Raw genomic sequence first — 14,661 nt, 5'->3', positions numbered from 1 at the left:
TTCACTCTCCGCCATCCTTCACTTCCCATCATCCTTCACTTCCCATCATCCTTCACTTCCCATCATCCTTCGCTCCCCCTGTCATCCCCCGCCTCTCCTCTGTCATCCCCCGCGCAGGCGGGGGAGCCATGTCGAAATCTTGCGCCTGGATTCCCGCCTGCGCGGGAAGGACTCGTTTTTATCAATGTGGATTTACTTCGATCACATTCACGTTACGGATACTGCAAGCATAACCATCTCAACTGGCTGCACTGAATTGGCAATCGGTCAACGATTGGGTGCAAACAAATCCGCCCAAGGAATCAATCCAGCGATAATCGTTGCGCGAAGGGATTTTGACCAGCACCTGCCACCAGATGGCGTATTCGCCCAGCGAATTTTTATAGGTACAGACTACACCTCGGCCCAAACCGGCGACTAAAAGATTAGCCCTGACAAACGCCGTATTCGCTTCGCCCTGAGGTTTATGAGGAGAATACGGATTGACAACCCAGGGAGCCGGCGGCTCACCCCATTGCAGGGAGGTGGTGTTGGGATCGGGACAGGTCGTTATCGCCGCATAGCCGGTACACGCCATCAAACAGCATGCTGTAAGCAATAGTATTTTTTTCATTCGGTTTACTCGCAATACGCTTGCCTCATGATAGGCAGAAGACAGGCAATAAAACAGCAATTTATTAAATTTATTTTAGTATGACCATTGTTTCAATGGCTAACTTTGTTATAATGGCGACCAGTGTGCCGGGGTGGCGGAATTGGTAGACGCGCCGGATTCAAAATCCGGTGATGGTGACATCGTGTCGGTTCGACTCCGACCCTCGGTACCAAAATTTAAATGGCAGGTTTCCAATGCACTGGTCTCTTGCAAGAGATTGTCTGAATTATTACCTTTATTTTTAAAATAGGCTTGAATTTCAAGTTTTAATGACAATTTTAGTTTCTTAGCCATCTGGTACGCTTCATCGGATTTATAATACTCATTAACACTGACTTCCTCTGAGTTATAAAAATCTGGATTGGCTGTTAAAAACCGAACCTGTAAAAATTCGTGCCATTGTACACTTCGGGAGTTGAGAAGCTTATGACTCGGGGCATGCTGAGGATGAACCAAATGGTAGAGTTTCTCCTCCTCAAGAGCATAACCCAGTCTTTCGGCAATACAATTTTCCCAATTTGAACAGCTGTGTTTATTAAGGTCAGCATAAAGCTGGTCTAGAAATGCAACACTGTCTTTAACGAGTGGTACCCCTCCCGCATAACAATAGTATCCTAAAGAATTCAAGCTTTCTTTTCTGACAAAAATTTGCAGCAGTTGTGCCTGTAAAACAGAACGGTATTCATCATAACATGCAACAATTGTATCAATAGGAAAGTCTTCAAGCCCTTTTTTTTTGCAAAATTCCTGCAGGATATTCTTGACAAAATTGGCTTCTTTACTGATTGAGAAGCTCATATTCCGATGATACATAAGCCAGGCAGTTTCACCAAGTAAACCATCATGCAATAGCATTGAGGCAGCCAAGACAACTTTAGCAATTTTGGTTTCATGATCAAGTAATGGATTTTTTGAATTATACTCAGCACTAAATGGGTATAACGCGGGATTCCCATCCACATGTTTCTCAAAAAATGTTTTGGGTGAACAGGTTTGAGATTTAATAGCACCAAAAACAAGATTGGATTTTACAACCTGCGGGTCTGTTTGAGCCATTTCTTTAGAAATAGCACTCATGACCATGCGTAAGAATTTTACTGCATTCGAGCTCCCATGGTAAAAAGCAAACGTTCCTTCAGGCCGATTAATTTCCTGAGCAATAATTTCCTTTACAAGAGGGAGATCATTTAAAAACCGCTTCTCAAAATCTTCTAGATGATGATACTTCGTGTCTTCCAGCAAAAATTTCGCGTTGATTGATTTTTTCTGATTATCTTTAAGAAAATTCCTAAATTCGGTTATATCAACAGTAGATGAGGGTCTAATTGAGTGAAGCAGCTTCTTTTTTGATTCGACTTTACCGAACATTACATAACAAACAAAGATCTATTTGACCAATATTAACACACCCCATCCCTGTAATCAACTACAGATAAGAGACTGTTCCTGCTTCAAATTCTTGTTTTTACCCTTGATGACTCGACTAAATGCTCACCTAGGTGTAAATCCACATTAGTCGCAAGAACATTATACTCCTGTGCCAATAATTCATTACGCAGCCCGCTCAATCGGCGTTTTTCAACCAGCAGTAAAATAACATCGGCACCCAGAGCACCGCAGCCTTTTGCCGCCACAACGCCTTCATTGCTTTTTAAGGCAGCAATAGTCTTTACACTTTCCGCGGCGACCAGATGCAAGGCTTCAAGCTGTTGTTGACAGGCATTAACGGCATTGACCAGCAGGGTGTCATTGGCTTGCTCAAAAGCCATACAACCCTGGTCGGCAAGCCGTGATAGTCTTTCGGTTGAAAACTGCAATTGAAAGGATTGTAAATGCTGGTGCGTAGGTAATTTATTGCTACTGTGAACCAATATAAAACCCAATTCACCAAAAGGCCAGGGATAATTACACGTCTCACTGCGTTGTCTATTGATAAATACACACTGCTGCTGCTCCTGCGCCAGCACATCATAACCACTTGGCTTGATGCCTTTTCCATCCCAGGCAAACTGGAAATACCGCTCAAGCAGCTCCTTGTGGTTAGGTCTGGATTTGCGTAGATGACAGTTCGCGAGATACACAGCAAGAAACTGAGCGCTGGAAGCCCCAAGCCCGCCGAGGCCACCATAGGGATCATACCAGTGAAGGCCCTGCTCAACCGGAGGCAAACTGAGCCAATAGCGGCCAGCGGGAGACGCTGAGTCAATCCCTTTTAATACCGGTTCATCCACCAGAGTCAGTTCAAAACAGGGTTTAGTCGTTAAGATTAACGCCGAGCCGCCTTCCAAGGCGGCATATTCACCCAACAGAAAGGTTTTAGCGGGAACGTTCCATTTCATCATGTCGTAAGGCTTCTCTTAGGTCATTAAGGATAGTAATCACATCATGTCCGGTAATGTGTTTATTGGTTAACAGGAATTGTTCAAGCCTCGCCTTTAACAGCGGGGTTTCCTTTTCCGTTGCATCGGTTTTTAAGATTAAATTATTTAAATGCAGTTTCATATGCCCTTGGCTTATCCCGACGGTGCATAAAGCCTTTAATGCCCCTAAATTCTGCACCAGACCGACTGCCGCCATAATACGGGACAACTGATTGGCTGATTGGATGTTCATCATGCGCAAGGCCATTCTGGCGGTGGGATGCAGGGTCGTCACACCGCCGACAATTCCCACAACCAGCGGCGCTCTGAATTCGCCATACAGTGTTCCATCCCGATAAGACCATTGAGTAATCGCCCGGTATTGCCCCTGCTTTACTGCATAGGCATGGATGCCCGCTTCCACCGCACGCCAGTCATTGCCCGTGGCGATGACCACGGGATCAATGCCATTGAGCACCCCTTTGTTGTGCGTGGCTGCGCGGTAGGGATCCTGTTTGGCAAACTCCGAAGCCAAGGCGATTTTTTCCCCAAGCTCGGCATCGATCTCACGAATCACAACCTGAGCGGTGGTTATTTTTTTATCATTTAAATTGGATAAAATACAAAGGCTTACCTTTTCCTGAGTCAACTGCTCTATGGGTGACTTCAAATATTCAAGAACCTGATTCAACAGGTTGGCACCCATGGCATCCACAGGGTTCATGGTGACATGAATAACAGCCATCAGCTCACCATTCCCATAGGGTACTGTCCGCAATTCGATGTCTTTGACACCACCCTGGCGTTTAACCATGCTGGAGGCGATCGACGAATTCACCATGGCAATCAGTTTTTCTTTGTTTTCCTGCAGCAGAGTTTCCAGTTGCAGCCTATTTTTAACATGAGCGATCTGAATCTGACCGATAATGCAGTCGCCTTCCATGCCTGTTGTTATCTCGCCGCATTCTCTGACCCATTTGGCCGTTTTCGATAAGGCCGCAATAATGGAGGTTTCCTCAACCGCCATGGGAATGACCAGGTCTTTACCATCGATGCGAAAATGACCGGCGACGCCCAGGGGCAATTGAAAATAACCAATGGCGTTCTCAATCAGGTTTTCTGCCAAATGCAGATCAGTCACTGCCCCGCCCTGTAAAAAAGCAATGTCGTCATCGGTTAAAGCACCCAGTGCTTTAAGTCGTTGATACCGTTCCATCCGTGTCAATTTTGAAAATCCTTCGAATTGATTATTCTCCGGCATTGGATCCTCCTGATAGCAACACGGCTATGCAAGCGTTAGTCATTCCTCCTTAAATCCACCCAAACCTTGTCCTTAAGGCCCCTCATTGATTCCTTATTCTGAAGGTTTATTCTGGCGTATGGTGACATAATCATCGGCAAAGACCTCTTGCCGGTTATTCAATTGATACTCCGCCTCGTGGTGCCAGGCTTTATCCTCATTTTCCATGCGGATTGAGCAGCCAATTAGCTCTGAGCCCATGCCAGAGCCGTAGGAAAACAATAAAAACTGTTCATTGGCGGACGCCTGGCCCAGGGCATAGGCAAACATAATCCATAAACTGGCAGTGTATGCGTTGCCACAGCGTTGATTCCAGGCCATGAAAGGCGCAACACGGCTCTGATAGAGTTCATTGGTTTCTGACTCGGTCAGACCCAGGCTTTCTCCCACCGCGGCAAAGGCCTTATAGACCATTTTGGGAAAGGGGACATGGAAGCACAACGCCCTGTACTGCGTTAAAACCTGCATGGGATCTCGATCCTCAACAAGCGTTTTGAAACAGGATACCGCCGCGCGCTTATAACATTCCAGACTGAACGCCCCATTGACTTCGGGGTAATGTTTATCCAGCGGCTTCCAAAAATCAAACACGGGCTCACTGTAGGCAATGGTTTGGCCGACATGAAGCGCCGCCAGAACCGGAGGACCAATAATAAACGCAACAGCTCCCGCGCCCTGCGTCGGCTCCCCCGCATCATGTTCTGCATACAGCGCTTCATCCACCGCAATAACCAACGCCACTTTTTGCCTGCTGGTCTGGCTTAAATACCATTCCGCAGCCTGCAGGATAGCCAGGGTTCCGCCATAACAGGCATGTTTCACTTCGTAGGAACGGACATGCCCCTGAATTTTAAGCTCAGAAGCCACCCAGGCGCTTAAGGGACGACTGTAATCCACCGGGGTTTCCGTACCGACTGCAATAAGGCCAATGTCTTCAACGCGTCCTCCCCAATGGCTAATGGCACCGCGAGCGGCACCAATGGCCAAGTCAATTACGGAGCAATTCTTGCCGCAAAGAGCCATTTCATTCAAGCCTAAACCAAGGGTGTATTTTTCGACGTCAACGCCGCGTAAACTGGCTAATTCTCTGAGATGCATGTACAAGGGGGGAAAACACAAACTGATACTGGTAATTCCAACAGAAGGACAATCCATCATCGTATCCCATTAGGCACATTCTGTAATTATAGTTTAATTTTTAAACAATCTGAATGAGAAAGACAATTTTTTATCCTTTTTTTAAAAACGATTCGACTGCCTTATTGAATGCGGTAAATGAAAAAGACTGTTGAATCAACCGCGCTCAAACACCACCGGAGAGGCGGGTTCGGGCTGGGTGGTTTCACGTCTTATCATGATTAAAAACGGGATGAAGCCTAAGGCCAGAAAAAAGGAAAGCTGGTAGAGGCCGACCCACCCTAACCCCATTTGCAACAAGGCAGCCAAAGGGCCGGATAAAATACGGGGTAGGCTCGAAACAGCCACCAGAAGGGAAAACTGCGTCGCAGTGTATTGGCGATTCACCAGGCGCATAAACAAGGCAACCAGGGCGGTCGATCCCATTCCGGCTGCAAAATTGTCGCAAATGACAGCCGCAGCAAACAAAGGCAGGTTTTTACCTGTGAGCGCCAGAGCCACAAACAGCAAATTGGTTATGGCCTGCAACAGCCCAAAACTGAGCAACGCCTTGTACAAAGACCAACGCAGAAGCAAAAACCCCGCTGCTAACCCACCCAATAGAATGGAAGCAATGCCAAGCACTTTATTAACATAGCCAATGGTGTCTAAAGAAAAACCAACGCCCTGAATTAAAAAAGGCATGATAATGCCGCTGGTGGTGGCTGTAAAAGCCTCCCCCAGTTTATAAAAAAGAATAAACAACACCAGAGGAATGATGTCGCGGCGACGACAAAGATCCTTCACAGGCGCAAGAAACGCGGTGACGAACCCTGTGTTTTCTTCGCCATAATGCACGGGTTCCTCACTCCACAGTGTCGCCAAAACCCCAACCAGCATCAACAAGCCCATTATCCTATAGGTCATCGCCCATCCCAAATGATGCGCCATAATTAACGCAAGCCCCCCGGCAATCAATAAGGCCAGACGATACCCAAAGACAGCAAGCGACGCACCCATCCCATGCTCAGGAACCGGTAAATATTCGGCACGCTGAGCGTCAATGGCCACATCCTGCGTGGCGGAAAAACAAGCGAGAATCAGAGCGATAAAGGCCATCAACTCCGGGGATTGCCGAGGTGTAAACCAGGCAAGGGCATTAAAACCAAGTAACAGGGCCAATTGCATCAACAGCATCCAGCTGCGGCGTTTACCCAAAGAAAATAACGAGTAACGATCCAGCAAAGGTCCCCAGCAAATCCGGTACACATAGGGTAAACCAACCAGGCTAAGCATGCCGGTGGCAAGAACCGAGAGTCCTGTGTCCGCATACCACGCTTGCAATGTACTGGTAATCAAGGCAAGAGGTAACCCTGAAGAAAAGCCAAGTAAAAACACAATCAACAGGCGTTTAGTCATGGGTGACTCTCAATTAGGACAATAACAGACAATTTCCCGGGAACTTGGCCCCGGGAAATTAAAGATTAGGCCTCAGACTTTTTGACAGAAATCAAATGAATTTTGAAAATCAAGGTTTCATTCGGGCCAATGGGTCCGCCAACACTGCGTGGACCGTAAGCCAGGGAAGCAGGAACATAGACTTCCCAGACAGAGCCGGCAGGCATTAATTGCAGGGCTTCCGTCCAGCCAGGAATAACCTGAGACACTTTGAATGTCGCTGGCTTGCCGGTTTTATCCGTGCTGTCAAACACTTGACCATCAATCAGACGACCGGTGTATTCAACCGTGACCGTGTCATCCTTGGTTGGTTTGGCGCCATTGCCTTTTTCAATGATTTTATATTGTAAACCGCTTGGCAGCGTCACCACGCCTTCTTTGCTCTTGTTCTGAGACAGAAACGCTTCGCCTTTGGACTTGTTCTCTTCTGCCTTTTTAGTGAATTCAGCGTTTCGCTTGGCCATCAGGTCTTTCTGAAATTTACTTAACACCTCTTTCATTTGATCTTCAGTCAGCAATAACTGAGAACCGCTCATGCCATCCTGCAACCCTTTAGCCATTGCCGAAGGACTGATTTCGATGCCTTGCTTTTTAAAGTTTTTGCCCAAATCAGCACCAATACTGTAAGACAGCTTGTCAATATCAGTGTTTAATGTTGCAGGTGTTGCAGCAGTGGCTGGTGTAGTCGTGCTGGGAGCGGTGGTATTTGTATCAGCAAATGCGGTTGTCATTGCCAAGCCTACGACAGCTGCAGCGACCAGTTTCATCTTCATAAAGATCCCCTTTCTATTCTCGTTAGAACACCATGGAAAAATTGCTTGATTATTCTGCCTAACTTTCTGGAAAATTACCAGTTAAGGGAAACGATTAATTATTTAAGGCCGTGTTTTAACAACCTTGTATTTTTTAAAGCCTGCTTCTATTGTTTAGTCAGGGTTTTACATCTAAAATTGCTATATTTTAAAACACTCGAGTTGATAATGAGCATCAGCCTCTTTGACATGTTTTCTATTGGCATCGGCCCCTCCAGTTCTCATACGGTAGGGCCCATGTCAGCGGCCTACGCCTTTGTGCAGCTTCTGGAGAAGGAAGACCATTTTGCCGCCACAACACGAATTAAAATTGAACTGTACGGCTCCTTAGCCCTCACGGGCAAAGGCCATGGCACAGACAAGGCCATTTTAAACGGCCTTGAAGGAAAGACGCCTGAAAGTGTTGTACCGGATTCCATGGTTCCCCGCATGCGGGAAATCATCAGCTCACAAAAGCTCCTTTTGGGCGGCAAAAAAGACTTGTTTTTTGACGAGGAGCGGGATTTCCTGTTTTTACAGAAAGAACTGCTGCCACGGCACAGCAACGGCATGCGTTTTTCAGCCTATGATGTCAATCAACAGTTATTACGCAGCCAGGTCTATTATTCAATAGGCGGCGGGTTCATCACCACCGAAGAAGAGTTTGACAAATGCTCGGAAGACACGAATGCGCCCCCCTATCCTTTTTCCACTGCTTTTGAATTAATGAGTCTATGCCGGGACAACCGCTTAACCATCGCCGAATTGATGATGGTCAATGAATTAACCTGGCGCAGTAAAAATGCGATTCAGGAAGGCATTTTAGCCATTGCCAACGTGATGGATGAATGCATCAATAACGGGTGCCATCACCCCGGCATTTTACCCGGCGGTTTACTGCTGAAACGGCGTGCACCGGATCTTTACAAAAAGCTCATAGAACACAAGGGGGTTCCCAGCGTGTTTGAACAATCAGACATCATGAACCGTTTAAATCTGTATGCCATGGCGGTGAATGAAGAAAACGCCGCCGGCGGACGGATTGTCACCGCCCCCACCAACGGGGCTGCCGGCATTATTCCTGCCGTACTCAAGTACTGCCAGGAAGCGCATGATCGTCTCAGCAAGGAAGACATTTATGTTTACTTCCTCACAGCCGCTGCCATCGGCATTCTCTACAAGAAAGGGGCCTCCATTTCAGGGGCTGAAGTCGGCTGTCAGGGAGAAGTCGGCGTTGCCTCGTCCATGGCGGCGGCGGGCTTGACCGCTGTACTGGGCGGCAGCATCGAACAAATAGAAAATGCGGCCGAAATTGCGATGGAACACCATTTGGGCATGACCTGTGATCCAGTTCTTGGACTGGTGCAAATTCCCTGCATTGAACGCAATGCCATGGGGGCCGTGAAAGCGGTTAACGCCTCACGGATGGCTTTGATCGGCGATGGCCAGCATCAGATTTCCCTGGATAAAGTCATTAAAACCATGAAACAAACCGGCATGGACATGCAAAGCATCTACAAGGAAACCTCCATGGGAGGCCTTGCAGTCAATCTGCCGGAATGCTGATTTTACCGCGAAGCCCCAGAGGTTTCGCGGGATGCCACCGTCAAACACCCTGCCTGAGCGAAACGCCAGTCTTGGACTGAAACAGGAGAAACGCGGCTGCAATCACACTGCCGAACAGCAGAATGATTTCAACAAATCCGAGCCAAGGATTGGTGTTTATGTATCCCATGACGATGACGGCCAGTGTCGCAGTTAGCATATTGATAAAGCTCAGCATGGCTGAACCATTGCTTTTGTCCTGGACCGAGGCCGTTGCCAGGCAGGAGCCGCCAGCAAATAAAAAACCACTGAACAGATACAGCAACGACGTGTGGATAAAAAAACCAATGGGCAATAACCAACGCTGCTGCCACATCAGGAAAAGACCGAGCAATGCCAGGGTACTACCAACAAAACCGTAGACGACCACGCGTTGCGGCGAACAGCGGTGCAGTAGTCTTTTGGTCAACAAGCCACCCATCAGCATCCCCGACATATTGACTAAATTCCAGGAGCCATAAGCGGCAGCAGAAAGATGCAGAAACCGTTCAGCGATTAAAGGGCCTGCAGCGGAATAACAATAACCGATGGCCGAGCAGAATCCCACGGCCAGGGCATACACTACGAGTCCCGGCGAGGCCAGCGTTTGGCGATAAGCGGAGATCATTTGCACGAGGTTAACACGACGGCGGATTATCATCGTTTCTTTCAGAAAAGAGGTCCCTGCCAGCAACAGAACGCCATGAATAAAAAGCAAGGCAAAGCAACCCTGCCATTGCCAATAAGTGACTATCCATCCCCCAAGAGATACCGCAAGACCGATGCTTAGCGTGAAGGCCAGAATGGAATAGGACAACGCTGTGCGGCGTTGCTGTTCAGGTAGCCATTCATTGATGAGCATCAAGGTGCATGAAAGACCACTTGCCGCTCCCAGCGCACTGACCAAACGCCCGCCGATAAGCAGACCATAGGAATGAAACAGAAGGCCTGCATAACACACCAGTAAACCCAACAAATTAATCACCAGACCAATGCGTAACGCGCCAACCCGCCCTGCACGATTGGCTAGAGGCCCATAAATCAACTGACCAATCACATAACCGCCTAAAAAGGCACTGATCATCCATTGAATGGCTTCAATGCTCAATTGGAAGGAATCAGCGATTGCCGGCAGACCGGGAGTAATCACAGCGGCCGACACGGACGCTGTTGTGATGTAACTCAGTAACCAAATCAAACGAAAAGTTGAAATCATTTTTTTCTCCTGCACTAAGGAGCTTAGTTTAATAATTCCGAAATTTTCAATAAATAGGGTATTTGATTAACATTAATTAACTATTTGTTAATAATAGTATGGCTCAGTTTGTAGCACTGCCCTGCCCGGCGCTGATAAAAAAGATCACTAATGGCATAACCAATCACCGCCGCAAGCTGATTATCAACATACAACAAAGGAATCTGCTGTCGCTGCCAGGGGGGAATTTTCCACTCCTGAAATAATTTTTTCAGTGATTTGTTCTGCCCATGCCAGTAGAACGTTTCACCGGCCTCACGAAAACGAATAACCAGTTGGCTGCCGGATGGGATAAATAGCCCCTCATCAGCGGTTTCTGCCGTTAATGTCCCCCGTCCTTGAAAACAAAGCGGATTTGGGAAGGTTGTCCAGGGCAAAATCGGTATGCATCCAGTCTCTGACGGTAACAGGTAAAGGTGTTGTTGATAACGCTTGATTGTCACCTGCTGCCAATGGATTTCCGGATTGCTGTCGGGTGCAGCCAGGATCATTTCATCCATTAACCGATTAAACGTCGCGGTGTTAGGCATGCGAACATCGTGTTGACGTAACCACGTCCGCAGGACATTGCCGAGACGGGCTCTGTTTAAACGCAGCAGCGGCGCCAGCGGCAGCACCCGGGATTTTTCTGCCAGGGAAGGGCAATCCAGGTGCGCCAAATCCGTTAAATTAGCCTGAGTCAGGCGGCAATGCTCGGCCGTACGCGCCAGATTGCGGGCGACCCCCGGCCATCGACTTTTAAGCAAAGGAAAAATGTCCTGCCTTAAAAAATTGCGGGAAAAACGGGTATTGGTGTTACTTTCATCCTCAATAAAACACAGCTGATGTTCCAGCGCATACGCTTGCAGTGACTGGCGGGTGCAGCTCAGTAAAGGCCGTCGTAAATCCCCCTCGCCCACGCTGCTTTTCTCAGGAATCGCTGCCAAACCGTCCACACCGGCACCACGAAACAGGTGAAGAAGCAGGGTTTCAGCCTGATCATCGAGGTGATGCCCCATCAGCAGGCAATTGTTTTTTTTAATCAGAGCACCCAAGGCCTGGTAACGTGCAACACGGGCTGCCTCTTCCACATTACCCCGCTGATCACAATGAACAGAGAGGGCAAGAAAATTCACCTGCCATTGCTTGCAAAGACGCTCGCAATGATCCTGCCATAATGAGGCATTAGGACTTAAACCGTGATTAATGTGCACTGCTGTTACTTTTTTGATAACGCCAGGGTGTCGGCTTAAGCGGTGCAGCAGCACGGTGGAGTCCAATCCACCGCTAAATCCAACAAAAAGCTGCTCATAAGCCGCCAGATCCTGCAGCCAGTCTGGCGCTTGGCTTTTGTCAGTCACAGGCACCCATGGCCATGAATTTTTGATAACGCTGTTCAAGCAAGGTATCCATGGGCAGGCGTTTTAACGATCGCAATTCCTCGCTCAACATGGTCTTTAAACGGGACGTCATGTCGGGCAGGTTACGGTGTGCACCGCCCAAAGGCTCTTTGATTACCCCATCAACGAGTTTGAATTCGGAAATTTTATCGGCGGTAATGCCCATGGCTCTGGCCGCTTCACTGGCCTTGGCGGCGTCTTTCCATAAAATGGAGGCACAACCTTCGGGTGAAATCACAGAATAAATGCTGTACTGCAGCATGAAAACCCGGTCTCCAACACCGATAGCCAACGCACCGCCTGATCCGGCTTCGCCCGTGACTGTACACAGGATGGGGGTTCTTAATTTGGCCATTTCCAGCAAATTACGGGCAATGGCTTCGGATTGGTTCCGCTCCTCCGCCCCGATTCCGGGGTAAGCGCCGGCTGTGTCAATAAAAGTAAAAATGGGAATTTCAAATTTCTCAGCGAGCTTCATTAGTCGCAGGGCTTTACGGTATTCTTCGGGGCGTGCCATACCAAAATTGCGATAGACTTTTTCTTTTGTCTTCTTGCCCTTCTGATGCCCAAGCACCATGACCGGTTCGCCATTTAAACGCGCCATGCCGCCAATGATGGCCGGGGCGGAGGAGTAATGGCGATCGCCATGGAGCTCCTGAAAATCCGTAAAAATGCTTTCAATGTAATCCGTGGTTTGCGGGCGCAGCGGATGCCTTGCCATTTGTGCAACCTGCCATGGCTCTAAATTGGAAAAAATGGAAGCGGTCAATTCTTCGCATTTGGCTTCAAGGCGAGCAATTTCTTCACTCAAATTGACTTCATTGTCGCTTCCAACCATGCGCAAGGCTTCTATTTTCTGATTTAACTCTTCAATTGGCTGTTCAAAATCCAAAAATTGTAGGCTCATACGTAACCCGTTGGCGAATTTATTATCATGCGCTATGATACCTTTAACTGCATTCTGACGCTACCGTTGATCCCTTTTTATGAGTAAATCCCTGTTTAAATCCCTGCCCTTGCACGACAGCGATTTGCACCCGCAGCGCATTGATGTCTGGCAGTTCCCGCTGGCTATCGAGCCAGCCTGGGCTCAATCCTTGCTTAATGAACAGGAAACCTCACGCGCCAACCGCTATTATTTCCCCAGGCATCGACGCCGCTTTACCACGGCCCGGGCCATGATGCGGCTTATTCTTGCCCACTATCTTGATACCTCCGCGAAAAACTTAGTCTTTGATTATTTAAAACAGGGAAAACCTTATCTGCCTGAACACCCTTCCCTGCAGTTTAACTTAAGTCATTCCCGTGACACCGCCCTCCTGGCTGTCGGACATACCACCCCGTTAGGCATTGATGTTGAGCATTTTTCCGCAAGGCCTTATTATGGGATGGCCAGGCATTCGTTTTCAGCCAGAGAAAATCAATCCCTGGCGCAATTACCGCAAAGGCTGTTGCCTTTGGCTTTTTTTAATGTGTGGGCCCAAAAGGAAGCATTCATTAAGGTGCTTGGCCTAGGTTTATCCTATCCAACCCGGCAATTTGAGGTACCCATCTTGCCTCAACAACCCGTTCTCATTGACGACGCCCTGCATTCGCTGCACTGGCAAATGGTTTCGTTTATGCCTGCCGCGGCCTGTTGCGCTGCGCTATGCTGTCATCCGGAGGTCACGGATTGGTATTATCGCACCTTGAGCACGTTGCCTGAGGAACCCAATCATCCATTTCTCGTTTCAGGAAAACCATGAAACAGTTAAGCCCCCTGCAAATCAAGCTATTACACCGTCTGGGCGATGGTAAATGCCACAGCGGCAGTGATTTGGGTGACTTTTTACAGATTACCCGCACAGCCATCTGGAAGCAAATTAGCCAGTTAACGGCCTGGGGCCTCGCCATTAAACGCATCCCGCAACGGGGTTATCAATTGCTGACTCCACTCATCCTGCTTAGCGAGGACTTAATCCGCCACCGCTTAACTGAGCATTCGCTGAGTACCGTGATTGATTTTCATCTGATTGCTGAACTGGATTCCACCAACAGCTATTTAAAAAACCTCCCCCTCACTCACCCCTTAACCGTTTGCTGTGCAGAAAAGCAGACGCAGGGTCGGGGCCGCTTTGGCAGACACTGGTCCTCTCCTTTTGGCGATAATATTTATTTTTCCATGCGTTGTGAATGGAATCAGTGCCTGTCGCAATTGTCCGGTTTAAGCCTGGTCGTCAGCTTAGCCCTTTTGCATTGCCTTAAGCGTAATCACATCGAGGAGGGAATTGGTGTAAAATGGCCGAATGATTTGCTTTGGCAAAACAGAAAACTGGCCGGTGTGCTGATCGAGGTCAGTGCAGAAAGCAATGGCAATGCGCAATTAATTATCGGCATCGGCATTAATGTCAACTCCTCCGCTAAAAAGGAAACGCTTTCTGATAAACCCTGGTGCTCTTTATACGATATTACCGGACGCTATCTTGATCGCAATCCTCTGATTGCCGACTTGATTGTCAGCCTGACTCAATACCTGGAACAATTCAAGGCAGAAGGATTTAAAGGATTTCACCAACAATGGCTTGACGTCGATTTGCTCAAAGGTCAGAACATCACCGTATCGCAACCGGCAGGCACGCTAAAGGGACAGGCGCTGGGGGTAAATGACGCAGGGCAATTGTGCCTGCTGGACTCACAGGGGCATAAGCATTTTCTTTCGTCAGGCGATGCGTCGTTGTCAGCAATGTAAACGGGAGAGAGGAAGAGGGATTTGTCCCGGACTAG

General features: G+C 48.2%; 12 protein-coding genes and 1 tRNA gene. 4 read left to right on the top strand and 9 right to left on the bottom strand.

The annotated features are described in order from the left end of the window. Positions 1 to 238: 238 nt before the first annotated feature. Positions 239 to 613, bottom strand: coding sequence for a DUF3757 domain-containing protein (locus GH742_RS05745; RefSeq protein ID WP_203456488.1), 375 nt, complete (start codon positions 611 to 613; stop codon positions 239 to 241). Positions 614 to 740: 127 nt separating this feature from the next. On the opposite strand from GH742_RS05745, the gene GH742_RS05740 reads away from it, so the two are divergent. Further along, positions 741 to 827: transfer RNA gene (locus GH742_RS05740), tRNA-Leu, on the top strand. 1,279 nt (positions 828 to 2,106) lie between these two features. Here GH742_RS05740 and GH742_RS05735 read toward each other — a convergent pair. The 5 genes from GH742_RS05735 to GH742_RS05715 form a co-directional block, all read right to left on the bottom strand. Next, the gene (locus GH742_RS05735; RefSeq protein WP_239005293.1) at positions 2,107 to 2,997 is read right to left on the bottom strand and encodes a hypothetical protein; all 891 of its coding nucleotides are present in this window, start codon (positions 2,995 to 2,997) and stop codon (positions 2,107 to 2,109) included. Continuing rightward, on the bottom strand, positions 2,972 to 4,276 hold the full coding sequence (locus tag GH742_RS05730) for a hydroxymethylglutaryl-CoA reductase, degradative (RefSeq protein WP_203456487.1): 1,305 nt from the start codon (positions 4,274 to 4,276) through the stop codon (positions 2,972 to 2,974). The genes GH742_RS05735 and GH742_RS05730 overlap by 26 nt, the downstream gene beginning before the upstream one ends. A 93-nt stretch (positions 4,277 to 4,369) precedes the next feature. Continuing rightward, positions 4,370 to 5,413 (bottom strand): hydroxymethylglutaryl-CoA synthase family protein, encoded by a 1,044-nt coding sequence (locus tag GH742_RS05725; protein WP_239005319.1) that lies wholly within the window; start codon positions 5,411 to 5,413, stop codon positions 4,370 to 4,372. 195 nt (positions 5,414 to 5,608) lie between these two features. Continuing rightward, positions 5,609 to 6,850: an MFS transporter gene (locus GH742_RS05720; RefSeq protein WP_203456486.1), complete on the bottom strand. Its 1,242-nt coding sequence runs from the start codon at positions 6,848 to 6,850 to the stop codon at positions 5,609 to 5,611. A gap of 65 nt (positions 6,851 to 6,915) precedes the next feature. Further along, the gene (locus GH742_RS05715; protein ID WP_203456485.1) at positions 6,916 to 7,662 is read right to left on the bottom strand and encodes an FKBP-type peptidyl-prolyl cis-trans isomerase; all 747 of its coding nucleotides are present in this window, start codon (positions 7,660 to 7,662) and stop codon (positions 6,916 to 6,918) included. A 207-nt stretch (positions 7,663 to 7,869) separates the two neighbouring features. Between GH742_RS05715 and GH742_RS05710 the strand changes: the two genes are divergently transcribed. Next, a complete protein-coding gene (locus GH742_RS05710; protein WP_203456484.1) occupies positions 7,870 to 9,246 on the top strand; it encodes an L-serine ammonia-lyase in 1,377 nt (458 codons plus the stop codon). A gap of 40 nt (positions 9,247 to 9,286) precedes the next feature. Here GH742_RS05710 and GH742_RS05705 read toward each other — a convergent pair whose 3' ends face one another. The 3 genes from GH742_RS05705 to GH742_RS05695 all read right to left on the bottom strand — a co-directional run bounded on the left by GH742_RS05705 (position 9,287) and on the right by GH742_RS05695 (position 12,805). Continuing rightward, positions 9,287 to 10,480 carry an MFS transporter gene (locus GH742_RS05705; protein WP_203456483.1) on the bottom strand — a complete coding sequence of 398 codons (1,194 nt, stop codon included), beginning with the start codon at positions 10,478 to 10,480 and terminating at the stop codon, positions 9,287 to 9,289. Positions 10,481 to 10,560: 80 nt separating this feature from the next. Next, a complete protein-coding gene (gene tilS, locus GH742_RS05700; RefSeq protein ID WP_239005292.1) occupies positions 10,561 to 11,859 on the bottom strand; it encodes a tRNA lysidine(34) synthetase TilS in 1,299 nt (432 codons plus the stop codon). Next, entirely contained in the window at positions 11,852 to 12,805 is a 954-nt protein-coding gene (locus GH742_RS05695; protein ID WP_108293589.1) for an acetyl-CoA carboxylase carboxyltransferase subunit alpha, read from the bottom strand. Before GH742_RS05695 ends, tilS begins: the two co-directional genes overlap by 8 nt. A gap of 79 nt (positions 12,806 to 12,884) precedes the next feature. On the opposite strand from GH742_RS05695, the gene GH742_RS05690 reads away from it, so the two are divergent. Next, complete coding sequence (locus tag GH742_RS05690; RefSeq protein WP_203456482.1) at positions 12,885 to 13,643, top strand: 4'-phosphopantetheinyl transferase superfamily protein; 759 nt, start codon at positions 12,885 to 12,887, stop codon at positions 13,641 to 13,643. After that, positions 13,640 to 14,626 (top strand): biotin--[acetyl-CoA-carboxylase] ligase, encoded by a 987-nt coding sequence (locus GH742_RS05685; RefSeq protein ID WP_203456481.1) that lies wholly within the window; start codon positions 13,640 to 13,642, stop codon positions 14,624 to 14,626. Before GH742_RS05690 ends, GH742_RS05685 begins: the two co-directional genes overlap by 4 nt. Positions 14,627 to 14,661 lie beyond the last annotated feature (35 nt).

It is taken from the genome of Legionella sp. MW5194 (assembly GCF_016864235.1).
GTDB lineage: Bacteria > Pseudomonadota > Gammaproteobacteria > Legionellales > Legionellaceae > Legionella_C.
Note: the sequence above shows the minus strand (reverse complement) of the source record. Positions and strands in the feature narration are given on the sequence as shown.